The following is a 26,487-nucleotide window of genomic DNA, read 5'->3' on the forward strand; positions in this document are numbered from 1 at the left end:
CTTATGCGAACGTCGAATTATTTGGTGTTCTCAGGCAGCGCCAATCCGGACCTGACCGCCGCGGTTGCGCGCGTTCTGGACCATCGCGTCAGTTCGAGCGCGGTTGAACGGTTTCCTGACAGTGAACTGTCTCTTCATCTCGACGAACCGGTTCGTGGGCACCAAGTCTTTATTGTTCAGTCCACCTCGCCGCCTGTGACCGAAAACGTGTTCCAACTTCTAGCGTTTGTGGACGCCTGCCGACGGGCTGCCGCCGGTCGAGTCACCGCGATTGTGCCTTATTTCGGTTATGCACGGTCGGACAAACGCCATGCGCGCCGTGAGCCTATAATGGCGGGCATGGTCGCCGGCCTGCTTCAGTCTGTCGGCCTCAATCATCTGGTCACCCTTGACCTGCATACGGCACAAATCGAAGGATTCTTTCACCTGCCGGTGGACCATCTCACCGCGGTGCCGACGCTTTGCGATGAACTGAAGCACCGGTTGCCGCCCGAGACTGTCGTGGTCTCGCCTGACGAAGGCCGGGTCCACATGGCTGGTCAATACGCGCAATTGCTTGGGCTTTCCACGGCAGTGTTGCACAAGCACCGTGAAAGCGGCGCGGAGACGCGAGTTGTCCGGGTGGTTGGCGAGGTGCGTAATCGACCTTGCCTGGTCATTGACGACATGATTTCGACCGGCGGCACGATCGCCCGGGCAATTGAGGCCTTGCTCAAGGCGGGGGCTCGACCGGAAATCAGGGTTGCTGCCACGCACGGTGTGTTGGTGGAAGGCGCTCGCGCACAACTTAGCCACCCCGCGCTGCGCGAAATTCTTGTTACGGACACGGTGCCACTACATGAAGCGAACTGGCCCGTGCTTCGCGTCGTGAGCGTTGCTCCGCTGTTGGCGGCCGCGATTGGCCGCCTCGCAAACCGGGAATCCATCAGCGATTTATTCAAGTGACGTGGAGTTCATTCAGGCCGGAGCGCAGTTCTGGCGCGGCTCAACTCAAAATCAGGTGAAATATGAAAAATCAATTTCGAGATCGCGTGGAAGGCGGACAATTGCTGGCTGCTCAACTCGCCAAATACGCCAACCGCAAGGATGTGATCGTGCTTGGTTTGCCACGAGGGGGCGTGCCGGTGGCGTTTGAAGTGGCGAGAGAACTCAACGCGCCGCTCGACGTCTTCGTGGTGCGCAAGCTCGGTGTGCCGGGCCATCGGGAGCTGGCGATGGGCGCCATCGCCACCGGCGGCGTGCGCGTGCTCAACGAGAGAGTCGTCCAGGAACTTGGCATCTCCAAGGAGACGATCGATGCGGTCGCCGCCGAAGAGCACGAAGAGTTGAAACGGCGCGAAGTGGCCTATCGCGGTCATGGCGCCTCGCCGGTAATTCGTGGAAAAACAGTCATCCTGGTGGACGACGGCATTGCCACTGGCTCGACGATTCGCGCCGCCGTCCTGGCGCTACGCAAGCAACACCCGGCGCGCCTGATCGTCGCAGTTCCGACGGCGGCCGCTTCGTCGTGCCATGAACTCAGGCGTCAAGTGGATGAGATGCTGGCGCTCATGGCGCCGGAAGAATTCTACGCGGTCGGTCAGTGGTACGAAGACTTTTCGCAGACCACCGATGCGGAAGTGACGCGACTGTTGGAACTGGCTCGAGATCGTCCGGTCTCCGCCGCAACCTCGGCACCCAGCTCGCAAGAGGCGGGGTCTTGCTGATCGAAGCACTTAATGCAATGCCTGCTTGGCTACTCATGTTAACGGTCGCGTTGTTTGGCTTGGTGTTGTTCTGGGCCGGAGGCGGAATGTTCAAACGTTGGCGACGGATGCGCGAACTGTCGGCGCGGGTGGTCCGCGAGGACGCGCTCAAGCATATTTACAAAGCTCAGGTCAATGGCCGGCGTCCGACACTGCAAGGCGTCGCGGGGGGGCTGGGCATTCATCCCGACCGCGCTGCCGATCTATTGACGAACATGGAGATGCGCGGGCTGGTGACGTTCGCATCCGGCGAGCTGAAGTTGACTCCGGCCGGACGCCAAGCTGCCTTGCACGTCATCCGTGCGCACCGCCTTTGGGAAAGCTACCTGGCGGAGCAAACCGGGGTGGCGGAACGCGAGTGGCACGGACAGGCCGATGAACGGGAACATCACCTTGGCCCTGAACAGGTGAATGAACTCTCCGCGCAGCTCGGCCATCCGACGCACGACCCGCACGGCGATGCAATTCCCGCCGCGGGAAGTTCGCTCGCAGCCGACGCCGGTCAGTCGCTGAACACCGTGGCACCAGGTGAAACCGCGCGCATTACTCATGTCGAGGACGAGCCCGCAATCATTTACGCGCAAATCGCGGCTGAAGGTCTCCGCCCGGGGATGAAAGTGCGCGTGCTGGAGAAAAGCCCGCAATTCGTCCGCTTCTGGGCCGACGGCGACGAGCATGTGCTTGCGCCCATTCTCGCCAACAACATCGAGGCGGTCCCAATCCCCTCCTTTGAAATCGAAGAGGAGCCGGAGCTGCTCTCGAATCTGAAGCCGGGCGAGAAAGCACGGGTGCTGGAGCTTTCGCGCGCCTGCCGCGGCGCGGAACGGCGGCATCTGATGGATCTCGGATTCGTGCCCGGCACCGAAGTCGAAGTGGAAATGATGAGCCCGACCGGCGACCCGACAGCCTACCGTGTGCGAGGCACGTTCATCGCATTGCGCCGCGAGCAAGCGGTGCTGATTCGCGTGAAAGCTCTCACGCCTTCGCCCGCATGAATTCTGAAGCTCACAAACCCGATCAGCAGCGCACCGCATGCGAATCGTGCGACGCTTACCGCGCTGCTCACTTGAGGAAGCTGGGTGTGAACATGGAGAATTGGGACTACGTAGTGGCCTTGCCCGGTAACCCGAACACAGGGAAGAGCACTGTGTTCAACGCACTCACCGGGCTACATCAGCACACTGGCAACTGGCCCGGCAAGACCGTCAGCCGCGCCGAAGGCGGCTTCGAGTTCAACGGCAAGCGCTACAAGCTAATCGACTTGCCCGGAACGTATTCCCTCCTCGCCACCAGTCCCGACGAGGAGGTCACGCGGGACTTCATTCTGTTCGGGCAGCCTGACGTCACTGTGGTGGTGGTGGATGCGACGCGCGTGGAGCGGAACTTGAATCTCGTCCTCCAGGTCCTCGAGATCACCGACCGCGTCGTGGTGTGCCTGAACCTGATGGATGAAGCGCGGCGTCACGGCCTGCAGGTGGATGATCGCCAACTGGCCCGAGATCTTGGCGTGCCAGTCGTGACCACGGTGGCGCGTCATGGAGAAGGCTTGCCCGAGTTGCTTCAGGCCATCAGCGATGTGGCCAGCGGCAAGACCATCTGCCGACCGCACCGGTTGCAGACCGAAACACCCGCGCTCCGGCAGGCTCTCGTCACGTTGACTGCAACGATCAATGCTGCCCTCCCCGGCCTGGCCAACGCGCGCTGGATCGCATTGCGATTGCTTGGCGGCGACGAGCGCATCATCGACGCGCTGCGCAGAGGGGAGCTTGCCGCGTTAAGCCGGGGTGCGCAACCGGAAGCGGATGGGCTGGGAACAAGGCTCGTTGAGGCATGACGGGAGCGAACCATGAACGCCTCATCTCACATGCCAACCACGGAGGAAATCCTGGCGCTCGCGCAGTCGCTTCGGCGGGAGTTCGGAGCCGATTTTCACGAACGCGTAGTCCAGGCCATCTACGCCGATGCCGCCCGCATCGCCGGTCGCGCCATCACCGACGCGGGCCAGAAGCCACGCTTCAACTGGTACCGGGCCATCGATCGCCTCGTAACCAGCCGGGTCTTCGGTTTCCCGGTGATGATGTTGCTCTTCGCGCTGGTGTTTTGGATCACCATCAGCGGCGCCAACATTCCGTCCCGTTGGATTTCCGCGTTGCTCATCGACACGATCTATCCGGCGCTGCGCGACGGCGCGGCCAGTCTGGGTCTGCCATGGTGGCTGCGCGGCGTGGTTATCGACGGGATGTATCTGGCCACGGCCTGGGTGGTGAGCGTGATGTTGCCGCCGATGGCAATCTTCTTTCCTTTGTTCACCTTACTGGAGGATTTCGGCTATCTGCCCCGCGTTGCGTTCAATCTGGATAATCTTTTCAAGAAGGCCGGCGCGCACGGCAAGCAATCATTGAGCATGATGATGGGCTACGGGTGCAACGCGGCGGGCGTGATTGCCACTAGCATCATCGACAGCCCGCGCGAGCGGCTCATTGCGATCCTCACGAACAACTTCGCGCTCTGCAACGGGCGCTGGCCTACACAGATATTGATTGCGACCCTGTTCATTGGCTCGCTGGTGCCGGCGCATTGGGCCGGCATGATCTCAGCCAGCGCTGTGATGTCCGTCACGCTGCTCGGAATCCTGCTCACCTTCGTGGTGTCGTGGGCCTTGTCCCGGACAATCCTGAAAGGCCAGGTCTCCACCTTCAGCCTGGAACTGCCGCCCTACCGGCCGCCACGAGTCTGGCAGACGCTCTACACTTCGCTGATCGACCGCACGATCTTTGTGTTGTGGCGGGCAGTCGTCTTCGCGTTGCCCGCGGGCGCGGTCATCTGGCTCAGCGCGAATGTTCAAATCAGCGGCGCGAGCATCGCTGAGCATCTGGTTCACTTCCTGAACCCGCCAGGACTTTTGATCGGGCTGAACGGCGTCATCTTGCTGGCTTACATCGTGGCGATTCCAGCCAACGAGATCGTAATTCCCACGGTCCTGATGTTGACCGTGCTGATGACCGGCAGGAGCGATGTTGGCCAGGGCGCTGGGGTGATGTTTGAACTGCAATCGCACGGCGCGCTGCTTTCCCTGCTGCACGGCGGCGGGTGGACCTTGCTGACCGCTGTAAATCTGATGCTCTTCAGCCTGATTCACAACCCTTGCAGCACGACCATCTACACCATCTATAAGGAGACTGGCAGCGCCCGCTGGACAGTCTTGGCCGCGCTGTTGCCTTTGGCGCTCGGATTCCTGGCAACGTTCGCCGTGGCGCAGGTGTGGCGGCTATGGAGCACAACATGACCTGATGAAACTGGACGCAAACAAAACCGAGAGCCGCTGGGAACACTTCCATCACGGGGCTGACATCGGCGTGCGCGCTTTCGGGCCGACTAAGGCAGCAGCCTTTGTGCAGTCAGCGATGGCGTTAACGGCGGTGATTACCCAACCGAGCATGGTCCATCCGCGGGAGGTTGTAAACGTCGCTTTCACCGCCCCCGACGACGAACCGTTATTAGTGGATTGGTTGAACGCCCTGATTTTTGAAATGGCGATACGGAAAATGTTGTTTGGCAGTTTTGAAGTGAGCTTGTCGGCTGGGCGGCTTGAGGCGAAAGTATGGGGCAAAACGGGAGATCTGCCGCGCCGATCTGCGCGCTGTCTCCCTTGTCGTTCCCATCCTGCTCCTGAAATTTCAACTTCTTGATCCCATGAAGACTCGATTTGCTTTCTCTCCTTCGCCAGTTCTTTTCGCCTTGTGTGTGCTGATGATTCGCGCGTCCGCCCTCGCGGACACAACCAACTGCCTGACACCGCCTGCTGGTTTGGTCGGTTGGTGGACGGGTGACGGCAACGCGAACGACTTGAGCACCTACAACCACGGGACGACCAATGGCGGGGTCACCTTCGTGCCGGGCAAAGTTAATCTCGCGTTCCATTTCGATGGAACGACCGGTTACGTACTCGTGCCGGACAGTCCCAATCTTGATTTACGCTCCGGCGCGACGTTGGGAGGTTGGATCAAGCTGAGTGAACTACCTTCCGAGGCCGGACACTTCATGCACGTTGTGGGGAAGTCGCAAAGCGGAAATGATCTCTATCTTCAGGTCGAAACAGACAATCGCGTTTGGTTCTACGTTGGTCCCGGAGTCGCCGTCGATTCAACGAGCGTGTTGCAAACCGGCGTGTGGTATTTGGTGACGGCGACCTATCATGCAGCCAATCGGTTGGAGTTGTACGTGAATGGCGTGCTCGAGGGAACCATTACGTTCCCGTTTGTGCGGTCCGTGAATCCCAATCCGCTGTCCATCGGCTGGAACACGATCTTCGGCGGACGATTTTTCTCCGGGAGCATCGACGAGGTGGAGGTTTATGAGCGCGCGCTTTCCGAAACGGAAATCCAGGCGATCTACAATGCCGGCAGCGCCGGCAAGTGCCGCCCGCCGACTTCGCCAGTGTCGATTTACAGGGCCGTGGTGATTGGCTGGGCCACCGAGACGAACCGGCAATATCAGTTACAATGGACGTCGCAGTTCATCACCAACGGCTGGATGAATTTCGGCGCGCCGATTTCGGGCACCGGCTCGAACGTTTACTTCTTCGACTCTACGCGCGGCCGGGAGAAGTGTTTCTACCGAGTCTTAAACCTGTCTCAGTGAAACACTAGAATCTCAACACCAAACCAGAACGACAAACGTATTAACCAAAAATAAAACACTGCACTTCCATGAAAACCCCAATTGCCTCCGCTCGATTTCCCGTCGCGCAAATGTGGCAGTTATTGCATGCGGTGTGAGTACATGAACTCGGACGCAAACATGATGCAGGAACGCTGGGAACATTTTCGTCACGGTGCCGACATTGGCGTGCGCGGTTTCGGGCCGACGAAGGCAGCAGCGTTTGTGCAGGCGGCGATAGCGCTGACGGCGGTGATCACTGAGCCAAGCGCGGTCCATCCGCAGGAAGTCGTGAATGTTGCTTGCATGGCCCCCGATGACGAACTGCTGTTGGTGGATTGGTTGAACGCCCTGATTTACGAAATGGCGATACGGAAAATGTTGTTTGGCAGATTTGAAGTGGACTTATCACCGGGGCGGCTGAAGGCGAAGGCATGGGGCGAAACAATAGATGTGCCGCGCCATCAGCCAACGGTCGAAATCAAAGGCGCGACTTGCACCGAACTTCGCGTTCACGTCACGGACGACGCCGGTTGGGTTGCGCAATGTGTGGTGGATGTTTAACCAATTCGATTCTATGAACACTTCAAATTTTACCCGTCAATCCGAATTCGCCTGGCGCATGGAACCAACGGGAAAGATGCGCGTGCCGGTCGTCATCTATGCAAGTGAGCCGCTCATCGCCGACATGGACGACAAGGTTTATGAGCAAGCCGTCAACGTGGCGATGCTCCCCGGAATTCAGAAGGCGTCGTTCGTCATGCCGGACGCGCATTGGGGCTACGGGTTTCCCGTGGGCGGTGTTGCTGCGTTCGACGCCGATGAGGGAGGCATCGTGTCCGCTGGCGGGGTGGGGTTCGACATCTCGTGCGGCGTGCGGACGATCTTGACCGGCCTGACGCGGAAGGACATCGAGCCAGTCAAGAAGGCGTTGGCTGACTCGCTCTCGCGACAAATTCCCGCGGGCGTCGGCAGCACTGGGCAGGTGCATCTGGAGCGGCCGGACATGGACGCGATGTTACGTGGCGGCGCGAAGTGGGCGGTAGAGCGCGGTTTCGGCTTCCTCGAAGACCTTGATTGCATTGAGGAACGCGGTTGCATGAAAGGTGCGGAGCCGGAGCACGTTTCCGAGCAAGCCAAACGTCGTCAGAAAGACGAAATGGGCACGCTCGGCTCGGGCAACCATTACCTCGAAGTGCAGGAGGTGACTCGCGTTGACGACGAGCGCATCGCGGATCTGTATGGCGTGAGGCAAGGCGAGGTGGTCGTGACGATTCACTGCGGCTCGCGTGGCTTGGGCCATCAAATCGGCACCGACTATCTCAAGGAGATGGTGATGTCCGCTGCGCATTACGGACTCGACCTGCCCGACCGCGAACTCGCCTCCGCACCGATCAACTCGCCGACGGGCGAAAAATACCTGGGTGCAATGCGCGCCGGCATCAACTGCGCGCTGGCCAACCGGCAAATTCTCACGCACCTCGCGCGGAAAGTTTTTGCGCATCACTTCCCGCAGGCGAAGCTCAAGCTTCTTTACGACGTCTCCCACAACACCTGCAAAGTCGAAGAGCACTACCTGGCCAACCAACCGCGCCAGCTCTACGTCCATCGCAAGGGCGCCACGCGTGCCTTCGGTCCTGGTCATCCTGATCTCCCGCCCGATTTACGAGAAGCCGGTCAGCCCGTTCTCATCGGCGGCAGCATGGGAACGTGCTCATACATTCTCGCGGGCACAACCGAAAGCGAATACGAAGCGTTCAGTTCCGCTGTTCACGGCGCGGGTCGCGCGATGAGCCGTCATCAAGCCACGCGCACATGGCAAGGCCGCCAGGTCATCGACGAACTGGCTGGCCGCGGCATCTTGATTCGCAGCCCGTCCGCGCGCGGCGTTGCCGAGGAGGCTCCCGGTGCATACAAAGACGTGAGCGCCGTGGTTGAAGCCGCCGACCATGCTCACCTGGCCAGAACGGTGGCCAAACTCGAACCCCTCATTTGTGTGAAAGGCTGAATTATGCGTATTCTCTTCGTGACTCTTCTCGGTGTTTCGGCCCTCACGACCTCACAGGCCGCCGTCATCAACTGGACCAACACCGGCAATGGCAACTGGAGCGTGTCGGCCAATTGGAATCCGAACCAGGTGCCGTCCACCAACGACACCGCCGTCATCACCCACGCCGGCACTTATACTGTCACCTTGAACCTCAACCCCACTATCGCCGGCCTCGTGGTCGGCGGCGAGAGCGGTACGCAGACACTGAACATGGCCGAACAGACCCTCACGTTGAACGGCAGTGGGACGGTCGGCACGCACGGCGTGTTCACCTTCTTGAACAGCAACAGCACACTGATCGGAACAAACCACATAACTCTGGGAGGAATCTTGAATTGGGGCGGCGGCACCATCAACACGAACGCCGCGGTGACTATTGCCACGGGCGGCCAGATGAAGATCGCCAGCGGCGCCAATTTTGCAAAGTATCTGTATGGCTGTCTCACCAACCACGGCACGATCACCTGGCAACTCTACGGCGGCCTGCGCATTGGCGGCGTGTTGCACAACGCAGGACTTTTCGACGCGAAGGCGGACCTCGCCCTGTACCGGACGGGCAACGGTGTGATCATCAACGACGGCGTCTTCCGCAAGTCCGCCGGCACCGGGACGCTCGATTGCCAGGTGCCACTGATCAACAACGGCACAGTGGACACGCAGACGGGTCAGCTCACGCTGGCGGACGGTTCCGTGTTCAACTCCGGCTGCGCCTTCATCGGCGCGGGGGGAACCCGGCTGGACTCCGGCACGAACACAATTAGCGGCAGCGTCCATTCCGAAAATCTGTCTCTGCTCTATGGCGCGACGCTGACCGGCACCGGCAGTCTCAGCGGAACGCTGACCTGGGGCGGCGGAAACATTGGCCCGGACGCAGCGATCACCGTGGCCACCAACGGCAACCTGCTCATCGCCAGCGCCGCCAATTATGTGAAGAACGTTTACGGCCGATTGACCAATGCCGGCACGATCACCTGGCAACCGCACAGCGGTTTGTTCATCGGAGGAGTGCTCCACAACCTGCCCGGCGCGCTCTTCGACGCTCAACTCGACGGAACGATCAGTCAGGGCGGCGGCGGACTGATCATCAACGAGGGCGTGTTCCGCAAGTCGGTGGGCGCCGGCACGGTGAGTTGCGGGGTGCCCGTGATCAATAGCGGCACGGTGGACACCCAACTGGGTACGGTCGTGTTGAGTGACGGCTCGACGTTCAACGCAGGCAGCGCGTTCACTGGCTCGGGGACGACCCGCCTCGATTCCGGTACGAACTCGATCAACGGCGCCATCTATTCCGAAAACCTGGCGCTGCTTTATGACGCGACCCTGACCGGCGTCGGCAGCTTCAGCGGCACGCTGACCTGGGGCGGCGGAAACATTGGCCCGGACGCCGCGATCACCGTGGCCACCAACGGCAACCTGCTCATCGCCAGCGCTGCCAATTATGTGAAGAACGTTTATGGCCGTTTGACGAATGCCGGGACGATCACCTGGCAACCGCACAGCGGCTTGCTCATCGGAGGAGTGCTCCACAACCTGCCCGGCGCGCTCTTCGACGCCCAGTTTGATGGACCAATCTATCTAAGCGGCGTCGGAGCGATCGTCAACGACGGCACATTCCAAAAGTCGGCAGGTGCTGGCAGCGTGACCTGCGACGCGCCTTTCATCAACAACGGCTCGGTGAAGGTTTCCTCCGGCACGCTTGATTTCGAAGGCGCTTACACGAATCCGGTCGGGACAGTTCTGCTCGCCGGCGGAACCTTTCGAACGATCGTGCCGCTCTGGCTGTCGGGCGGCCTGTTGACCGGCTGGGGCACCGTTAGCAACGACGTGACCAACGGCGCCTGCATCCGGCCCTCGCCCTCGAACGGCGTACTCACGATCAACGGCAAGTGCGAGCAATTGCTCGGTGGCCGAATGGAATTCGAATTGGCCGGCAACCTCCCCGGCACAAACCAGAGCCGCTTGAACATCACCGGCGCCGCTACGTTGCGCGGCACGGTGGGCGTGCGCTGGGGCGAAGGCTACGTGCCATCGCCGGGCACGAACTTCCCGGTGCTCACCTTCGCCTCGCGCCAAGGCGAGTTCTGTTGCTTCGACAACTTTCTCCTCCTCGGCCAGGGTCGCCGCCTGACCCCGATTTACAACGCCACGAGTCTGACCTTTGCCACCGTCGCCGCGCCCGAGCCGACGGAAGTCCCATTGCGCGTGGCCGTGGACAGCGGCGCGCTCGTCTGCTGGCCCGTGGAATTCCCCGGCTACGACCTCTACTGGAACACCAACCTCAGCGTGACGAACTGGACATTGCTGCCCGGTGTCACGAATCGGTACCTTGAATTGCCGCCGCTGGCGCGGGAGAAATTCTTTTGGCTGTCGAAACCGTGAGTCGGTTATGGTTCTTTGGAAGATAATGGAGCAGTTATTCCGTAGGTCATCAGTCAACAAGTCGCAACCTGTTTATGCAAACACAAGAAATGGAAACAACGGCCAGGGCACTCGTGGCTCCGGGCAAAGGCATTCTCGCGGCGGACGAAAGTCTGCCCACCATCGAGAAACGATTCAAAAACATCGGCGTTCCCGCCACGGAGGAGAACCGACGGGCGTATCGCGAGATGCTTTTCACCACGCCGAAACTGGGTGACTTCATCAGCGGTGTCATTCTGTTCGATGAAACCCTGCGACAGAAAGCCGCTGACGGAACGCCGCTGGTCGAGGTGCTTAAACGCCAGGGCATCATTCCCGGCATCAAAGTGGACAAGGGTGCCAAGGCCCTGACCGGGTTTCCCGGAGAGAAAATCACCGAGGGCCTCGACGGTCTGCGCGACCGGCTCGTAGAGTATGTGCGATTGGGCGCGCGGTTCACGAAGTGGCGCGCGGTCATCGTCATCGGCGCGAGCATTCCCAGCCGCACTTGTCTCGAGTCCAATGCGCACGGGTTGGCGCGCTTTGCCGCCCTGAGTCAGGAGGCCGGCCTGGTTCCGATTGTGGAGCCAGAAGTCTTGATGGATGGCGACCACTCCATCGAACGTCACTTTGAAGTGACCGAAGCGATTTTGAAAGCGGTGTTCCAATCGCTCTTCGAACATCGCGTTCGTCTCGAAGCGATGCTGCTGAAACCGAACATGGTTTTGGCCGGCAAGGATTGTCCGCAGCAGGCTGGCGTAGCGCAAGTCGCCGAGACGACGTTGCGCTGTATGTTGCGGGCTGTGCCGGCCGCAGTGCCCGGAATTGTTTTTCTTTCCGGTGGACAAAGCGATGTGCTGGCGACCAAGCATCTCAACGCCCTAAACCAAAACCAGCTTGCAAAAGCTCCTTGGGAATTGAGCTTTTCTTTCGGTCGCGCGCTGCAAGCGCCAGCCTTGATAACCTGGAGAGGTGAGGCGATGAGCATGAAGGCAGCGCAGGATGCCCTGCATCATCGCGCCCGGTGCAACAGCGCAGCTCGCTTTGGAAAATATTCTGAAGAAATGGAACCGCTGGCAGCGTGAGCACCCTTCTAACTGATGTTTGATCCTCCGACGTATGAATTCCCAACATAAGAAGCTCGCCGTCCTGACCAGCGGCGGCGATGCGCCGGGAATGAACGCCGCCCTGCGCAGCATCGTCCGGGTGGGGGTCGGTCACGGACTGGAAATTATCGCCATCCGGCGCGGATTCAAAGGGCTTTTGCTGGATGAATTCATGCCGCTCGGCCCTCGCGATGTTTCCAACATCATTCAGCGTGGCGGCACGATCATCAAAACCGCCCGCTCGGAGGAATTCAAAACGCCGGCTGGTTTGCAGAAGGCAAAGGAGAATCTGGAGCGCAACAAAATCGAAGGACTGATTCTAATCGGCGGCGATGGCACATTTCGTGGCGGCGGAGAATTGGCAAAAGTTTGGCCGGGCCAAATCATCGGCGTGCCCGGCACCATCGATAACGACGTCTGGGGCACCGCTTTCACCATCGGCTTCGACACCGCCGTAAACACGGCGATGGAAGGCATCGACAAAATTCGCGACACCGCCGAGTCGCATGAACGCTTTTTCCTCGTCGAGGTCATGGGCCGACACAGCGGCTTCATCGCGCTCGAAGTCGGCATCGCGTCTGGCGCGGAGGAAATCCTGATGCCCGAGCAGCGCTTTGAAATTCGGGAGATTTGCGATCGGCTTTGCCGTGGTCGTGCGCGAGGCAAGGCGAGCAGCATCATGGTGGTGGCGGAAGGCCAGGAGACTGGTGGTGCCATGAGAATTGCCAAAGAAATGCAGCGGCTCAGCCAAATCGAGTCCCGGGTGGTGATTCTGGGCCATCTTCAACGCGGCGGACAGCCGACCGCCAAAGACCGCGTACTGGCCACCAAGCTCGGGGCGCACGCCGTCGAAATGTTTATACGAGGCGCAGGCCAGATCATGGTGGGCGAAGTCGGCGGCCAACTCTGCACGACGCCATTGGAGGAGACATGGACGAAGCGCAAGGAACTCGATCCGTTCCTGCTGACCCTTCATCCACTCTTGTCGTCGTAAAGGTCGTACGCATCAAGGTATTCAACCCACCGAAGTCTAAGGACACTGCCAAAGAGATCACCAAAGGTCTCCGCGACGTTTCATGCAAAAAACGGTGATTCTTTCCCAAGAATTGGAGAGTCGAAGTGCTTGGTTAGCCTGAGTTTGAAGATGATTCGACATTGCACCCAAACGGACGTGTATGGAAAAGTTTTCCAAAGTTTTGATAGGTTTTGAACTGGCGGTATTGACTTCTGTGGTGTATTCGCACGTCGGAAACAATGCTCTTGCGGTCTCCGCTGAGGCCGATACCAATCCGCCACCTGCGAACGCAACCGCCTCCCGACAATTCTCGACCAACGTCATGGAAGTGATTCGACTGGCGGAATCGGGCATCGAAGAAGCGGTCATTCTCGCTTACGTCGAAAGTTCACAGATGCCCTTTGAGCTTTCCGCTGATGACATTGTGTATCTGAAAGACTTGGGGACCGAGCCGTCCATTATCGCGGCAATGTTGCGTCAAGACACCGTGTTGCGAGATCAAGAACTCCAGGCCGGCGTTGTGCCAACAGTTACGAATCAATTCACCAGCGACCAGAATCTTTACGAGCCACCAACGAAAGTTTCGCAAGCAGCTCCCGAACAGCCAGCATACGTCACCAATGCGCCACCGGAGGTCTCGTATTTCTATAACACGCTTGAGCCGTACGGGACCTGGATTGAACTCGAAGATTTCGGTTGGTGCTGGCAGCCGTACGTTGTTGTGGTCAACCGCTACTGGCGACCATACTGGCACGGCGGTCGGTGGATCTACACTGATTGCGGCTGGTACTGGCAATCGGATTATTCATGGGGCTGGGCACCTTTTCATTATGGGCGATGGCATCGGCATCCGCGCTGCGGTTGGGTCTGGTTTCCCGACCGCGTCTGGGCGCCGGCCTGGGTCTGCTGGCGTTACTCGGACAGGCACTGCGGGTGGGCGCCGTTGCCGCCTGGAGCGCATTTTGTCGCGGGGCACGGATTTCGGTTCAACAATGTGAGCGTGGGAATCAACTTCGATTTTGGTTTGGGACTGGACTTGTTCACGTTCGTCGAAATCGGTCACGTGCACGAACGCCATCCACATTTGCATGCGCTTCCGTCCGAACGCGTGAAGGAGATTTACGGCCAAACGACCGTGGTCAACAACTACGTCGTTGGCCGCAACAACACCATTATCAACCAGGGCATCGCAGTGGATCGCGTGGCCGCCGCCAGCCACCGTGAGATACGTCCAGTTACCATCAAAGAGATTCCCACGGCTTCATTGGGAAGCGTTAAACCTGATCGGATTGAGAAAGTTGGCTCCACTTCCGTTCTAAACCGTCAGGAACTCAAGCTACCGGACAGGGCTGGGCACGTGGCGGCGCAGAAGATCGATCAGCGCCATCCAATTGTCAGACCGATGCCGCCGCGTCCGCTGATCGCAACACCGCCGCCTCGCGAACAACCTTCGCGCGTAAAACCCGTGCCTCCGCGGCCGCCAGCACCCACGCAAACTCCTCCGAAGAGAGAACCATTCGGCCCCGCTGCCAAACCCTTGCCGGCGCCAAGCATGAAACCTGAGTCGCCGAAGGCACGCGAGACCAGGCCATCAGTGCCTCGGTCTGTGCCCGCACAACGGCCATTGCCAGAGCCACGGGGATACCTCCCACCACAACCGCAACCTGGTATTCCCCGAACCAGACCTTCTCCACCGTCAAGGCTGGAATCGCCGAGAGGACGTGAGCAGAGACTTTCGAACTTAAGACCCATCCAACCCTCGCCCTTGATGCCCGCCCGCCCGCCCGCGTTCCAGCCCACTCCGCAAAAATCCGTCGGACCTCAACAACGATCGCCAGATGAACGCAAACGTTAATGGTACGAGCCTCAGGAATGCGAGCGTGATTCCAGTGACAAACCTTCAATCGTCCGCGCGCAGAGATGAGTTGGAGCGCCGCTTCGGTTCGTATTCGGGGAACTTCGTCATTTGGCATTGAGAGATGGAACCGCGCCAACATTTGAAGTTGTTGTTTGTCGGTGACGTGATGCTCGGGCGTCTGGTCAACGACGAGTTGCGCCACCAGGCGGCGGAGTATGTTTGGGGCGACACACTGCCGCTATTCCGGCAAGCTGATTGGCGCGCGTGCAACCTGGAATGCGTCATCTCCGACCGCGGGTCGCCGTGGTCAAGGACGCCGAAGACGTTTCACTTTCGATCTGACGCGAAGAACCTCGCCGTGTTGAAGGCTGCAGGCATTAACGCGGTTTCGTTGGCCAACAATCACACGCTCGATTTCGGTCATGGCGCAATGCGCGACATGTTGTGCGAATTGGACGAGGCGGACATCGCTTGCGCCGGCGCGGGAAGAAATGTGGCGGCGGCGGCAGCTCCCGCCATCACGGAAATAGGGGGCTGCAAAATCGGTTTGCTTTCCTTCACGGACAATCAGCCGGAGTGGGAGGCCACGCCCGGCGCGGCGGGTTTGTTTTTTGTGCCGACCGATTTGCAGGATGCGCGAGCCGGCCGATTGCTAGAACTGGTTCGCTACACGCGGCAACGAGTAAATCTGCTCATTGTCGCGGCGCATTGGGGTGGAAATTGGGGCTATTCTCCGCCCCCGAAGCATGTCGAGTTTGGCCATGCACTGATCACCGCCGGGGCAGATGTAATGTTCGGCCATTCGGCCCATGTGTTTCGCGGAATCGAAATACGCGATAACCGGCCGATCATTTACTCGGCAGGCGATTTCATTGACGATTACGCGGTGGACGAAGACGAGCGGAACGATCAAACGTTCATTTTCATCCTGGAGACGGATGGGCACATGCTTCAGCGTTTGAGACTGTACCCGACCATCATTCGCAATTTCCAAGCGCGCCTGGCCCAAAGCCCCGAAGACACCGAAATTGCACAAAAGATGACGAAGCTTTGTGGCGACCTCCACACGTCCGCTTCTTGGAACGCGGCCGAACATTGCCTGGAAATCGGGCTTGGACAATTGCCAGCCCGCAATTGCCAAGTTAAGGAAAGCCAGCCAAAAAATACTGTCATATTCTGAATTAGATTAAAAGATTCCGAGTGCGAGTTTGATACAAACAATAACTCAACGACGGAATGGAGAAGGTATGATTTTGCCTCTGCAAATAACCTTTCGAAACATGGAAGCATCGCCGGCGGTCGCCGCCAGAATTCGCTCCGAAGCGGAGAAGCTGGATCGGTATTACAAGCGGATCACAAGTTGCCGGGTGGTTGTCGAAGCGCCGCACCGACATCACAAATGGGGCGAGGCATTTCACATCTTGATTGAGCTGGGCGTGCCGGGCGAAGAGATCGTGGTCAAACATGCGCCCAGCCTCCACCGCGCGCTCGCGCGCTCCGACACACAAAAGTGGGTCAAGCATCTCGAAGCTGGTGCGCCGCACAAGGACATGTACGTGACCATTCATGACGCCTTCAAGGCGACGCGGCGGCGGCTGGAGGATTACGTGCGGCGGCTTCGGGGTGATGTGAAGATCCATGCGCGAGTGCCGCCCGAGCGTGCGGACAAGCTGCATTCGGAAAAGTTGGCCGGGCTTTGACCATCGTTGTCATGCCTGCACGGCGATGAGAACCAGCATTCCAAGTCATGTCAAAGAATTGGAGCGGGAACGACTTTCCAATTGCCCTGACCCAGCGCTGCTGAAGGTCGGGACCAAAGCGGCGCTGCAGCGTGACGATGTTCTTGTCGTCGTGGACGTGCAGAACGACTTCCTGCCCGGCGGCGCTCTCGCCGTGCCGCACGGGGATGAAGTCGTGCCGATACTCAACCGCTATATCGAGCGATTCGTCGGACAGAAGCTTCCCATTTTCGCAACGCGTGACTGGCATCCGGCCAATCATTGCTCATTTCAGACACAGGGTGGTCCGTGGCCGAAGCATTGTGTGATGTATTCCTACGGCGCGGAATCTCCGCCGCAGCTTAAGTTGCCGGCAACCACAATCATCGTCTCGAAGCCTTGTGTTGCAGACCGCGAAACCTATTCGGCGTTTGAAGGAACAAACTTTGAAGAGCAACTTCGTTCGCTCGGCGTGCATCGACTGTTTATCGGCGGGCTGGCGACTGATTACTGCGTGCTCATCACGGTGCTCGGTGCGCGGCAGCGAGGCTTCGACGTGTTGCTCTTACGGGACGCGGTTCGCGCGGTCAATGTTCATCCGGACGACGGAAAAAACGCTGAACAAGAGATGTTTGCTCGTGGCGCCGTCCCGCTCGAACTGAAACAGCTTGCCACATGAACCTTGGCTCCAGCGCGCTACTGACGGATCTGTATCAGCTCACAATGCTGCAGGCGTATTTCGAGGCGCGAATGGAGGAGACGGCGGTCTTCGAGTTCTTTGTTCGTCGTTTGCCGCCGAATCGCAACTTCCTGATCGCGGCCGGACTTGAGCAAGTGCTTGGTTATCTGGAAGGATTTCAATTTACACCGCAAGAGTTGCAATGGCTCGAATCCACCGGCAAGTTTGGACGCGAATTCGTGCGTTACCTTGGCAGCCTCCGTTTCCCCGGCGATGTTCACGCGATGCCTGAAGGCACGTTGTTTTTTGCCAACGAACCGATTCTGCGTGTCACGGCGCCCATCCCACAGGCTCAAATCGTCGAGACCCGAATTATCAACCTTCTGCACTTTCAAACTTTGATCGCCTCCAAAGCGGCGCGGTGTGCGCTGGTAGCGCCGGGCAAGACGCTCGTGGATTTTGGTCTTCGTCGCGCCCACGGTGCCGAGGCGGGTCTGCTGGCTGCGCGTGCTTGTTACCTGGCTGGTTTCACGGCCACATCGGATATGCTCGCTGGCCAACTGTTCGACATCCCGCTTTCGGGAACGATGGCGCATTCTTTCGTTCAAGCCTGCGACTCCGAAGAAGAAGCCTTCATGCGCTTTGCGCGGGCCAATCGCGATAACGTCGCGCTCCTGCTCGACACCTACGACACTGAGGCCGCAGCGACGAAAGTCGTCCAGCTTGCTGCCAGGCTGCGATCGCAAGGAATCTCAATCAAGGGCGTGCGCTTGGACAGCGGCGACCTCGCGGAACATGCGCGGCGCGTCCGCCGCATTCTCGATGACGGCGGCCTGTGTGACGTGCAGATCTCTGCCAGTGGCAACCTCGACGAATACAGGTTGCAAAAATTAGTCTCCGCTGGATCGCCAATTGACGGCTTCGGAGTTGGCACACGCGTCCTAACGTCAGCCGATGCGCCGTATCTGGATTGCGCCTACAAAATCCAGGAATATGCCGGTTGTCCGCGCCGAAAGCTCTCCGAAGGGAAAGACACTTGGCCCGGCAGAAAACAGGTCTTTCGTTGCTATGATGCCGAAGGCCGAATGACTTCAGATGTGGTGACATTGGAGAGCGAAGCGATATCGGGCGAGCCGCTGTTGCAAGGCGTCATGCAAAGCGGGAAGCGAGTTGCTGACGCCGCTGCGTTATTGGACATTCGTCAACGTGTGGCACGACAGCTCAAGCAACTCCCGCAAGCGATGCTCTCACTGGAACAAGCGGCGCGGTACCCGGTGTTGATTTCCGAATCGGTCAGAAACCTGGCTGCGAGTCTGGACGCGACCTCCGCGCGCAGCGGACTGTGGAGTTCAAAAGCCGAAGCCTATCTCGCCTGAAATGCATCTGTATGCCAAATCAGTTTCATGCGTGCGGCCGTCAGCGCAGCCGCCGCCAGCAGACCAAATTATGACCGATCCAATTCTTGAAACGCAGGAACTAACCCGGCGCTTCGGCGGGTTAGCGGCCGTAGATGCGCTCACGATTGCCGTGGAGCAGAGCGAGGCATTTGGTTTGCTCGGGGCCAATGGCGCGGGCAAAACCACCACCATCAAAATGCTCACCACCTTGCTTCGGCCCACTGCGGGCCGCGCGCAAGTCGCCGGTTTTGATGTGGTCACCGCGGCTAACGATGTCCGCCGCATCATCGGTTATGTGCCACAAGCGATTTCGGTGGACGGAACTTTGACGGGTTACGAAAACCTTCTCGTTTTCGCCAGGCTCTATGACATCCCGCGCCGCGAACAAAAACCTCGCATGGCGGAAGCGCTCGCCTTCATGGGTTTGAGCGACGCGGCGAACCGGCTTGTCCGCGAATACTCCGGGGGAATGATTCGGCGGCTCGAAATTGCCCAATCCACCTTGCATCGTCCGCCTGTGCTGTTTCTCGATGAACCCACAGTGGGGTTGGACCCGCTCGCCCGCAAAGCCGTTTGGGACCACCTGCATCAGCTTCGAACCGAACACGGCACGACAATCTTTTTCACGACGCACTACATGGAAGAGGCCGAAGCCCATTGCAGCCGCGTGGCCATCATGCACCAGGGCAAGCTCGCGGTGTTGGGAACACCGGCGGAACTTAAAAGCTCGCTCCGGCAGGAGGGCGGGACGCTCGATGATGTCTTCGTCCGCTATGCGGGCACTCCGCTCGAATCCGGCGGCAATTACGGCGAAGTATCCAGTGAACGGCGGACTGCCAGCCGCCTCGGCTAATCGAGTTTGACAATGTTTACGACTTTCCTTGCACGCATGTGGCAGTTCACGGCCAAAACCGCGGTCATCACCGAAATGGAGGTGCGCAAGCTCCGCCACGATGCGACCGAGTTGATGACACGCGCGATTCAGCCGGCGCTCTGGTTGCTCATTTTCGGAAAGGTTTTGGCCCATGCACGGGCGATCCCTACTGGCGAAATGGATTACATGGATTTCATCACGCCCGGCATTCTTGCGCAAAGTGTCCTTTTCGTGGCGATCTTCTATGGCATTGCCATCATTTGGGAACGTGACCTCGGCGTCGTGCACAAGTTTCTGGTCAGTCCAACGCCACGCGCGGCGCTCGTGTTGGGCAAAGCCCTGTCGGCGGGCGTTCGCGCCCTGTCCCAGACCGTAATCATCTATGCCCTCGCGTTGCTGTTAGGTGTGGACCTGAACTGGCAGCCATTGGCGCTGGCGGGCGTGCTGGTGATGGTCGTGCTTGGCGCGGCGCTGTTCTCGACGTTTTCGCTGATCATTGCGTGCATCGTCAAAACGCGCGAGCGGTTCATGGGTATCGGCCAAGTGTTGACGATGCCTCTCTTCTTCGCCAGCAATGCGATTTATCCGGTGGCTGTTATGCCTGGCTGGCTCCGCGTCATCTCCCATTTCAACCCGCTCACGTACGAAGTGGACGGCTTGCGAACCTTGATGGTCACTGGCAGTCCGAGCAGTTTCGGTCTCGGACTGGATTTCCTTGTCCTGCTTGCCGCCACGGTGATCGTAGTGGCCGTCGGCGCAAAGTTTTATCCGCGCATCGCGGTCTGAATTAGGATGTACGGAACGGGCGATTGTATAATTAAGGCCGTGAATCATGACGCGAGCCACATATAATGAAAAGGTGATAAGCTTTGGCTGCGTGGATCGGCCTTTGATAGAATCAGCCGGCCTCTCGACGGCTGAGGCTCAAGTGAGGCTGAAGCAGTACGGTCCGAATTCGGTCGCAGAGGAACGGCCGCATCCGCTCCGGCAGCTTCTGAAGCGGTTTTGGGCGCCGATTCCCTGGCTGCTTGAAGCAACCATCATTGCTCAACTCTTCCTCGGCGAGTGGGTGGAAGCAGCGGTCATTGGCGGATTGTTGATTCTCAACGCGGCGCTGGGATTTTTCCAGGAAGAGCGTGCGCAGAAGGCGCTTGCGGTTCTGCGACAACAACTCCGCGTGCAAGCGCATGTGCGGCGCGACGGACAGTGGCGCGACATCGCCGCCGAAGAAGTGGTGCCGGACGATGTGGTCCACTTGCGGCAGGGTGTCATCGTGCCCGCCGATGTGCGCATTGTAGAAGGCTCCTTGCTTGTGGACAATTCGGTGCTCACCGGTGAATCAGCCGCCGTGGGACTGGAAGCGAGTGGCTCGGCGTACGCGGGTTCACTCGTGCGCAGTGGCGAGGCCACGGGCTTGGTAATTGCTACCGGCTCGCGCACGTTTTTCGGACGCACAGCGGAGTTGGTGCGCATTGCCAGTCCGGTGAACCGGCAGGAGCATGAGATCGTCGCCGTGGTGCGAAATCTGTTCGTCTTGAACGCGGCGTCAGTCCTGGTGGTGGTTGGCTTCGCACACTTGCACGGCATGTCGCTCGCGCACATCCTGCCGCTAGTCCTGACCATTCTATTGGCATCCATCCCGGTCGCGCTCCCAGCGACCTTTACGCTGGCGGCCGCACTCGGCTCGCTGGAGCTCTCCCGCCTCGGTGTGCTGGTGACGCGCCTGAGTGCTCTCCACGACATCGCCTCGATGACCGTGCTTTTCAGCGACAAGACCGGCACGCTGACCCGCAACGAGGCCAGGCTCGCGGTCCTCAAGCCAACGGAGGGATTTGCTGACGACGAATTGCTCCGTGCGGCGGCATTGGCCAGCGACCCAGCGGGCCAAGACCCCGTGGATGCCGCTCTCGTCAGTGCCGCCAGCCAACGTGGGTTGCCCATAACGGCGCGCGAGCGGATCGACTTCAAACCATTCGACCCGGCACATAAGCGGGCTGAGGCGTCTTATCGTGAGGACGGCGGTGTGCGCCGCTATTTCAAGGGAGCGCCAGCAGTCATCGCCCAGTTGTGCGACGTGCCGGATTCTGCCTGGGAACCATCGGCGCGCGACCTCGCCGCGCGCGGACGGCGCGTGTTGGCGGTGGCGGTGCAGAGCAATGGCAAACCGCGCTTTGCTGGCTTGCTCGGCTTGGAAGATGCGGTGCGAGAAGATTCGCCGAGTGTCATTCATGCCATGGAGCAAGCGGGCGTTCGCGTCGTGATGATAACGGGGGACAACGCCCTCACGGCGCGTGCCGTGGCTGACCAAGTCGGCATCCCTGCCAATGTGTGCCCTTCCGAACGCCTGCGCGTCCACTTGGAGCTTCAGGCCCTGGAATATAGCGTGTTCGCGTCCGTTTATCCCGAAGACAAATTCAGATTGGTGCGAGCCTTTCAGCGCACGGGCGCCGTGGTGGGTATGAGCGGCGACGGCGTCAACGACGCCCCTGCCTTGCGGCAAGCCGAAGTAGGGGTTGCTGTGGCGCGTGCCACCGATGTCGCCAAGGCGGCGGCGGCGATTGTCCTGACTCGACCGGGTCTCGGAGACATCGTGCCGGCCATCCAGACCAGCCGCCGCGTCTTCCAGCGGGTCATGACCTACACGCTGAACATGCTGGGCAAGAAGATCGAAATCATGACGTTGTTGGTCATTGGCTTCCTAGTCACGCAACACAAACCCCTGACGCCCCTGCTTATGGTGTTGCTCATTCTACTGAACGATTTTCTCACAATGGCCATCTCCACAGACCGCATGAGCGTCTCAGCGCAGCCAAATCAGTGGTCCACGGGCCGCATTGTCCTTGCCGGGACGGTTCTCGCCCTGTGCAAGCTACTGTTGAGCCTGGGTGTGTTCCTATTTGCCCATTACGCGCTGAAGTTTGACACTCCGCACTTGCAATCGCTCACCTTTGCAACGCTCATTCTTAGCTCCCAAGCCGGGGTCTATCTGCTGCGCGAACGTGGCCATTTCTGGGCGTCTGCTCCCAGCCCGCTTCTGATGGGAAGCACAGTGGCCAGTCTCGGCTTGGTCGCATTGATAACCCTAAGCGGCGTTCTCGTGCCCGCGATACCTCCAGCGCTGCTTCTCGGGGTGGCGGGAGCGATGGCGTGCTATTTCCTGGCGCTCGACTGGATCAAGGTGCGGCTATTCGCACGATTGAAATTACGTTAATCGGGTTCGAAAAAGGAATGTTCCGTCAAAACCTTCAGCATACCGTGATTGATAAAAACCAGGGGCGGGAAGCCCGAGGCATGCCGAGCCGTCGTGCTGCGCACTGGTTTTTGTGGCTGATTGGAGTTGCGCTGCTGGTGACGGTCGTCATCGCTGCGGTTCGCTTCTCCGAAGCACGGGAGTTTGTTCGGCTCGTGGAAAAGTCACAACCGTGGTGGATCGTTTTGGCGGTCGTTTTTCAGGCTGGAACGTACCTCGCGCAAGGTGAAGTCTTTCGTTGCGTCGGCCGCGCGGGAAGGTTTCCGCTCCGCATACCGACGGTTTACCGTCTCAGCCTGATGAAATTGTTCGTGGATCAGGCTCTTCCATCTGGTGGCCTGAGCGGAACTTTCGCGGTCGCGAATGCCCTCGAACGCAGGGGAATGCCACGAACGATAGTCGCGGCGGCTATCGTCATCGATCTCGTTTCGTATTATGCGGCGTACGTGCTAAGTCTTGCCGTCGCGCTCATCCTGGCTGCCCTCCATGGTGAAGCCAGCAAACTGATTTTGATGATTGCGTTCGTGTTTGGTTTCTACGGGAGCGCGGTGAGCGCGGCGATACTGGTGCTTTCCGGACGGGCTGCTCCGCCATCTCTCTTGCGGGTGGCGCATTTCCGACCACTTCGAAACACGTTGGAATTTCTCGCGGACGCCGATCCTCATCTCGCGCGCAATGTTCAAATCCTGCTCCAGGCCGGCATGTATCAACTCGCAATTTTCCTGCTCGATGCCGCAACGGTGTGGATTCTCATCAAGTCTCTGGGAGTGAGCAGCTCAACCGGTGGTGTGTTCACGAGCTTCATGATTTCGACTCTGTTCCGTTCGGTTGGCATATTGCCTGGCGGTCTGGGTTCATTCGAAGCGGCATCCATCTTGACGCTCAGGATGACGGGCGTGCCGATTGCGGTCGCTCTCTCGGCGACACTTTTATTCCGCGGCCTGAGTTTTTGGATTCCGATGTTGCCGGGTTTCTGGTTCTCTCGCCGCGCAATGGCCCAACGCCACAACGTGGCAGGGACGCCGTCCCGCCAACACGCCGGTCCATCCAGGGCAAACAGTTTTGGAATCGTTGAAAGTACAAACTTAGAAAATACTTCGCAGTTCGGGAGCGATGAAGAAAAGTGTCGGTCTGTTTCCTTTTCGACCGGGGCCGGCCAATCTCGGCCGACGAAGCCGCCCACGCGCACGGTCTCGCCGGCAGGACTGCCGTTTTGGAGTTGCCCGCAGGACGCATTGTCCAATCAACTGCAATGCGGCCCAAACGGCCTCAGCGTCTCGGAAGCCAAAGCCAGACTTGAGCACTACGGAACCGATTCACTCAAGCCGGGGAAGCGCACGGGTTGGATGACGCTTCTGCTGGCTCAGTTCAAGACGCCCATCATCCTGATTTTGCTGTTCGCTGCTGGTCTCTCCTTCTTTCTGCGCGATGCCACGGACGCTTGCATCATTTTGGTTATTGTTGGCATCAGCGGGTTGCTCGGATTCTGGCAGGAGAAGAGCGCAGCGGATGCGGTCGCCAGCCTGCTCGCACTGGTGCAGGTCAAAGTGATGGTGCTGCGGGACGATAACCTGGTTGAAGTCCCGATAGAGCAGATCATGCCGGGAGACGTGGTCGTTCTCAACGCTGGCGACGTTGTGCCGGGTGATGGCCGAATTCTGGAGAGCAGACACCTCTTCGTCGATGAAGCGACTCTCACTGGCGAAACCTTTCCCGTGGAGAAATTGGCCGGACTGATTGCGGCGGATGTACCCCCGAGCCGGCGGACGAACAGTCTTTTCTTGGGAACGCACGTTGTGAGCGGGACGGCGAAACTGTTTGTCGTCCAGACAGGCAAGCAAACAGAATTCGGAAAAATCTCGGAGAAGCTGAAGTTAAGACCCACTGAAACGGAATTTGAACACGGCGTCCGACGTTTCGGCTATTTCCTGCTGGAGGTGACGCTGTTGTTGGTCATTGGCATCTTCGCTTTCAACGTTTATCTGGCCAGACCGGTTCTGGATTCGCTGCTCTTCGCGCTCGCGCTCGCGGTCGGGCTGACGCCGCAATTGCTGCCGGCCATCATCAGTGTCAACCTCGCCCACGGCGCAAGGCGCATGGCGGAGCAGAAGGTCATCGTCAAACGTCTCGCGTCGATTGAAAACTTTGGCAGCATGACAGTGCTCTGCTGCGACAAAACCGGAACGCTCACTGAAGGTCAAGTGAAGCTCGAATCCGCCGTGGACATCTCCGGCAACGAAACCCCAAAAGCCCTCGCTTATGCGGCCCTGAATGCCTCGTTCCAGACCGGTTACACCAACCCAATGGACCCGGCGATCCTGGCGCGCCACGCGGTAGATCGGGCGGCTTGGCAAAAGCTCGACGAAGAGCCGTACGATTTTGCGCGCCGGCGCATGAGCGTCCTGATTTCCCGTGACGACCTGCGCATCATCGTGACCAAAGGCGCTCTGCCGAATGTGCTGGCCGTGTGCTCGCGCGCAGAAGCCAGTGACGGAAGAACAGTGGATGTCTCCGCCGCTCGCGCATCCATCGATCAACAATTGCACGCCTTTAGCCGGCGAGGATTGCGGGTTCTGGGTGTCGCCTATCGCTTGCTCCCGTCCGCGACCGGCATCACGAAAGAGCACGAGGCAGAGATGATTTTCCTGGGCATCCTGTCGTTCTCAGATCCATTGCGTTCGGATATCACGCAGACCTTGGGCGACCTTAGATCAGCCGGCGTTACTCTCAAGATCATCACGGGCGATCACCACCTCGTCGCGTTGGACATGAGCCGCCAGGCTGGTTTTGTTCAACCTCGTTGGCTTACGGGACCGAACTTGCGGACCATGAGTAACGAGGCCTTGCTGCGTCGCGTGAACGAAGTGGACGTCTTTGCGGAAGTGGAACCGAACCAAAAGGAGCGCCTCATTCTCGCGCTGCGGAAGTCGGGGCAGGTCGTCGGTTACATGGGCGACGGCATCAATGATGCCTCCGCGCTTCATGCAGCCGACGTGGGCATTTCGGTCGCTGGCGCAGCAGATGTCGCCAAGGAAGCTGCCGACATCGTGCTGCTCGAGAAGGACCTTGCAGTGCTGGCGCGCGGCGTGCGTGAAGGGCGCGTCACGTTTGCGAACACGTTGAAATATGTCTTCATGGCCACGAGCGCGAACTTCGGAAACATGTTTAGCATGGCTGGCGCATCGCTGTTTCTTCCCTTCCTTCCGCTGCTCCCGAAACAGATCCTTTCACTCAACCTGCTCACCGATTTGCCTGAAATGACCATCGCGACGGATCGCGTTGACGAGGAATGGACGTGTCAGCCGCGGCGGTGGAACTTGAAATTTATCCGCCGCTTCATGATTACGTTCGGGCTGTTAAGCTCGGTGTTCGACTATGCGACCTTTGCGGTTCTGTTGTTTGCCCTGGGCCTAAATGCTGACGAATTCCGGTCGGGCTGGTTTGTGGAGTCAGTGATCTCGGCGTCGCTGATTGTCCTCGTTGTGCGTACGCCTCGGCCATTGCTCCGGAGCATTCCCAGTCGGCCGCTTCTATTGGCGACGATGCTTGTCGCAACCGTTGCGCTTACGCTGCCAATTACACCGGTGGCCCCGATGCTGGGCTTGGTGCCGTTGCCATTATGGACGCTGGCAATTTTGTTGCTCATCGTTGCGTGCTACGTCGTGGCCGCGGAGTGGACGAAGCGGGTGTTTTACCAGCACATTGTGGTGTCATAAATCCGCATGGAAGTTTATGGAAG

The 26,487-nt window shown here is 59.2% G+C and carries 21 protein-coding genes; all 21 read left to right on the forward strand.

Annotated features, from left to right (window positions below; genetic code table 11):
- Positions 1–3: 3 nt before the first annotated feature.
- The 21 genes from HY298_02160 to mgtA all read left to right on the forward strand — a co-directional run bounded on the left by HY298_02160 (position 4) and on the right by mgtA (position 26,464).
- Entirely contained in the window at positions 4–945 is a 942-nt protein-coding gene (locus HY298_02160) for a ribose-phosphate pyrophosphokinase (GenBank protein MBI3849084.1), read from the forward strand.
- 62 nt (positions 946–1,007) lie between these two features.
- On the forward strand, positions 1,008–1,706 hold the full coding sequence (locus HY298_02165) for a phosphoribosyltransferase (protein MBI3849085.1): 699 nt from the start codon (positions 1,008–1,010) through the stop codon (positions 1,704–1,706).
- Between the two features lie 17 nt (positions 1,707–1,723).
- Positions 1,724–2,740 (forward strand): FeoA domain-containing protein, encoded by a 1,017-nt coding sequence (locus HY298_02170; protein ID MBI3849086.1) that lies wholly within the window; start codon positions 1,724–1,726, stop codon positions 2,738–2,740.
- Positions 2,737–3,579, forward strand: a complete 843-nt coding sequence (locus HY298_02175; protein ID MBI3849087.1) for a 50S ribosome-binding GTPase — start codon at positions 2,737–2,739, stop codon at positions 3,577–3,579. The genes HY298_02170 and HY298_02175 overlap by 4 nt, the downstream gene beginning before the upstream one ends.
- A gap of 30 nt (positions 3,580–3,609) precedes the next feature.
- Positions 3,610–5,031, forward strand: a complete 1,422-nt coding sequence (locus tag HY298_02180; protein MBI3849088.1) for a ferrous iron transporter B — start codon at positions 3,610–3,612, stop codon at positions 5,029–5,031.
- Between the two features lie 4 nt (positions 5,032–5,035).
- Positions 5,036–5,434 carry an archease gene (locus HY298_02185; GenBank protein MBI3849089.1) on the forward strand — a complete coding sequence of 133 codons (399 nt, stop codon included), beginning with the start codon at positions 5,036–5,038 and terminating at the stop codon, positions 5,432–5,434.
- 4 nt (positions 5,435–5,438) lie between these two features.
- A complete protein-coding gene (locus tag HY298_02190; GenBank protein MBI3849090.1) occupies positions 5,439–6,386 on the forward strand; it encodes a LamG domain-containing protein in 948 nt (315 codons plus the stop codon).
- Between the two features lie 162 nt (positions 6,387–6,548).
- Positions 6,549–6,968: an archease gene (locus HY298_02195; GenBank protein ID MBI3849091.1), complete on the forward strand. Its 420-nt coding sequence runs from the start codon at positions 6,549–6,551 to the stop codon at positions 6,966–6,968.
- A 13-nt stretch (positions 6,969–6,981) separates the two neighbouring features.
- Positions 6,982–8,412 (forward strand): RtcB family protein, encoded by a 1,431-nt coding sequence (locus tag HY298_02200; GenBank protein MBI3849092.1) that lies wholly within the window; start codon positions 6,982–6,984, stop codon positions 8,410–8,412.
- A gap of 3 nt (positions 8,413–8,415) precedes the next feature.
- Positions 8,416–10,833: a hypothetical protein gene (locus HY298_02205; protein ID MBI3849093.1), complete on the forward strand. Its 2,418-nt coding sequence runs from the start codon at positions 8,416–8,418 to the stop codon at positions 10,831–10,833.
- A gap of 74 nt (positions 10,834–10,907) precedes the next feature.
- Complete coding sequence (locus HY298_02210) at positions 10,908–11,936, forward strand: fructose-bisphosphate aldolase class I (GenBank protein ID MBI3849094.1); 1,029 nt, start codon at positions 10,908–10,910, stop codon at positions 11,934–11,936.
- A 34-nt stretch (positions 11,937–11,970) separates the two neighbouring features.
- A complete protein-coding gene (pfkA, locus tag HY298_02215) occupies positions 11,971–12,951 on the forward strand; it encodes a 6-phosphofructokinase (protein ID MBI3849095.1) in 981 nt (326 codons plus the stop codon).
- Positions 12,952–13,132: 181 nt separating this feature from the next.
- Positions 13,133–14,827 (forward strand): hypothetical protein, encoded by a 1,695-nt coding sequence (locus HY298_02220; protein ID MBI3849096.1) that lies wholly within the window; start codon positions 13,133–13,135, stop codon positions 14,825–14,827.
- 124 nt (positions 14,828–14,951) lie between these two features.
- Positions 14,952–16,010, forward strand: a complete 1,059-nt coding sequence (locus tag HY298_02225) for a CapA family protein (protein ID MBI3849097.1) — start codon at positions 14,952–14,954, stop codon at positions 16,008–16,010.
- 67 nt (positions 16,011–16,077) lie between these two features.
- Positions 16,078–16,530 (forward strand): ribosome-associated translation inhibitor RaiA, encoded by a 453-nt coding sequence (locus tag HY298_02230; GenBank protein MBI3849098.1) that lies wholly within the window; start codon positions 16,078–16,080, stop codon positions 16,528–16,530.
- 25 nt (positions 16,531–16,555) lie between these two features.
- Positions 16,556–17,227, forward strand: coding sequence for an isochorismatase family protein (locus tag HY298_02235; protein MBI3849099.1), 672 nt, complete (start codon positions 16,556–16,558; stop codon positions 17,225–17,227).
- Entirely contained in the window at positions 17,224–18,603 is a 1,380-nt protein-coding gene (locus tag HY298_02240; protein ID MBI3849100.1) for a nicotinate phosphoribosyltransferase, read from the forward strand. Before HY298_02235 ends, HY298_02240 begins: the two co-directional genes overlap by 4 nt.
- Positions 18,604–18,673: 70 nt before the next feature.
- Positions 18,674–19,477, forward strand: a complete 804-nt coding sequence (locus tag HY298_02245; GenBank protein ID MBI3849101.1) for an ATP-binding cassette domain-containing protein — start codon at positions 18,674–18,676, stop codon at positions 19,475–19,477.
- Positions 19,478–19,513: 36 nt separating this feature from the next.
- A complete protein-coding gene (locus tag HY298_02250; protein MBI3849102.1) occupies positions 19,514–20,284 on the forward strand; it encodes an ABC transporter permease in 771 nt (256 codons plus the stop codon).
- A 46-nt stretch (positions 20,285–20,330) separates the two neighbouring features.
- Positions 20,331–22,709, forward strand: a complete 2,379-nt coding sequence (locus HY298_02255) for a plasma-membrane proton-efflux P-type ATPase (protein ID MBI3849103.1) — start codon at positions 20,331–20,333, stop codon at positions 22,707–22,709.
- A 44-nt stretch (positions 22,710–22,753) separates the two neighbouring features.
- A complete protein-coding gene (gene mgtA, locus HY298_02260; protein MBI3849104.1) occupies positions 22,754–26,464 on the forward strand; it encodes a magnesium-translocating P-type ATPase in 3,711 nt (1,236 codons plus the stop codon).
- Positions 26,465–26,487 lie beyond the last annotated feature (23 nt).

The sequence above is a fragment of the Verrucomicrobiota bacterium genome (genome assembly GCA_016200005.1).
In the GTDB taxonomy this organism is placed as follows: domain Bacteria; phylum Verrucomicrobiota; class Verrucomicrobiia; order Limisphaerales; family PALSA-1396; genus PALSA-1396.

Bases quoted from the DNA above. Each gene is read 5' to 3' on its own strand.
- HY298_02160 (MBI3849084.1), top strand. From the start codon at position 4: ATGCGAACGTCGAATTATTTGGTGTTCTCAGGCAGCGCCAATCCGGAC.
- HY298_02165 (MBI3849085.1), top strand. From the start codon at position 1,008: ATGAAAAATCAATTTCGAGATCGCGTGGAAGGCGGACAATTGCTGGCT.
- HY298_02170 (MBI3849086.1), top strand. From the start codon at position 1,724: ATGCCTGCTTGGCTACTCATGTTAACGGTCGCGTTGTTTGGCTTGGTG.
- HY298_02175 (MBI3849087.1), top strand. From the start codon at position 2,737: ATGAATTCTGAAGCTCACAAACCCGATCAGCAGCGCACCGCATGCGAA.
- HY298_02180 (MBI3849088.1), top strand. From the start codon at position 3,610: ATGCCAACCACGGAGGAAATCCTGGCGCTCGCGCAGTCGCTTCGGCGG.
- HY298_02185 (MBI3849089.1), top strand. From the start codon at position 5,036: ATGAAACTGGACGCAAACAAAACCGAGAGCCGCTGGGAACACTTCCAT.
- HY298_02190 (MBI3849090.1), top strand. From the start codon at position 5,439: ATGAAGACTCGATTTGCTTTCTCTCCTTCGCCAGTTCTTTTCGCCTTG.
- HY298_02195 (MBI3849091.1), top strand. From the start codon at position 6,549: ATGCAGGAACGCTGGGAACATTTTCGTCACGGTGCCGACATTGGCGTG.
- HY298_02200 (MBI3849092.1), top strand. From the start codon at position 6,982: ATGAACACTTCAAATTTTACCCGTCAATCCGAATTCGCCTGGCGCATG.
- HY298_02205 (MBI3849093.1), top strand. From the start codon at position 8,416: ATGCGTATTCTCTTCGTGACTCTTCTCGGTGTTTCGGCCCTCACGACC.
- HY298_02210 (MBI3849094.1), top strand. From the start codon at position 10,908: ATGCAAACACAAGAAATGGAAACAACGGCCAGGGCACTCGTGGCTCCG.
- pfkA (MBI3849095.1), top strand. From the start codon at position 11,971: ATGAATTCCCAACATAAGAAGCTCGCCGTCCTGACCAGCGGCGGCGAT.
- HY298_02220 (MBI3849096.1), top strand. From the start codon at position 13,133: ATGGAAAAGTTTTCCAAAGTTTTGATAGGTTTTGAACTGGCGGTATTG.
- HY298_02225 (MBI3849097.1), top strand. From the start codon at position 14,952: ATGGAACCGCGCCAACATTTGAAGTTGTTGTTTGTCGGTGACGTGATG.
- HY298_02230 (MBI3849098.1), top strand. From the start codon at position 16,078: ATGATTTTGCCTCTGCAAATAACCTTTCGAAACATGGAAGCATCGCCG.
- HY298_02235 (MBI3849099.1), top strand. From the start codon at position 16,556: ATGAGAACCAGCATTCCAAGTCATGTCAAAGAATTGGAGCGGGAACGA.
- HY298_02240 (MBI3849100.1), top strand. From the start codon at position 17,224: ATGAACCTTGGCTCCAGCGCGCTACTGACGGATCTGTATCAGCTCACA.
- HY298_02245 (MBI3849101.1), top strand. From the start codon at position 18,674: ATGACCGATCCAATTCTTGAAACGCAGGAACTAACCCGGCGCTTCGGC.
- HY298_02250 (MBI3849102.1), top strand. From the start codon at position 19,514: ATGTGGCAGTTCACGGCCAAAACCGCGGTCATCACCGAAATGGAGGTG.
- HY298_02255 (MBI3849103.1), top strand. From the start codon at position 20,331: ATGACGCGAGCCACATATAATGAAAAGGTGATAAGCTTTGGCTGCGTG.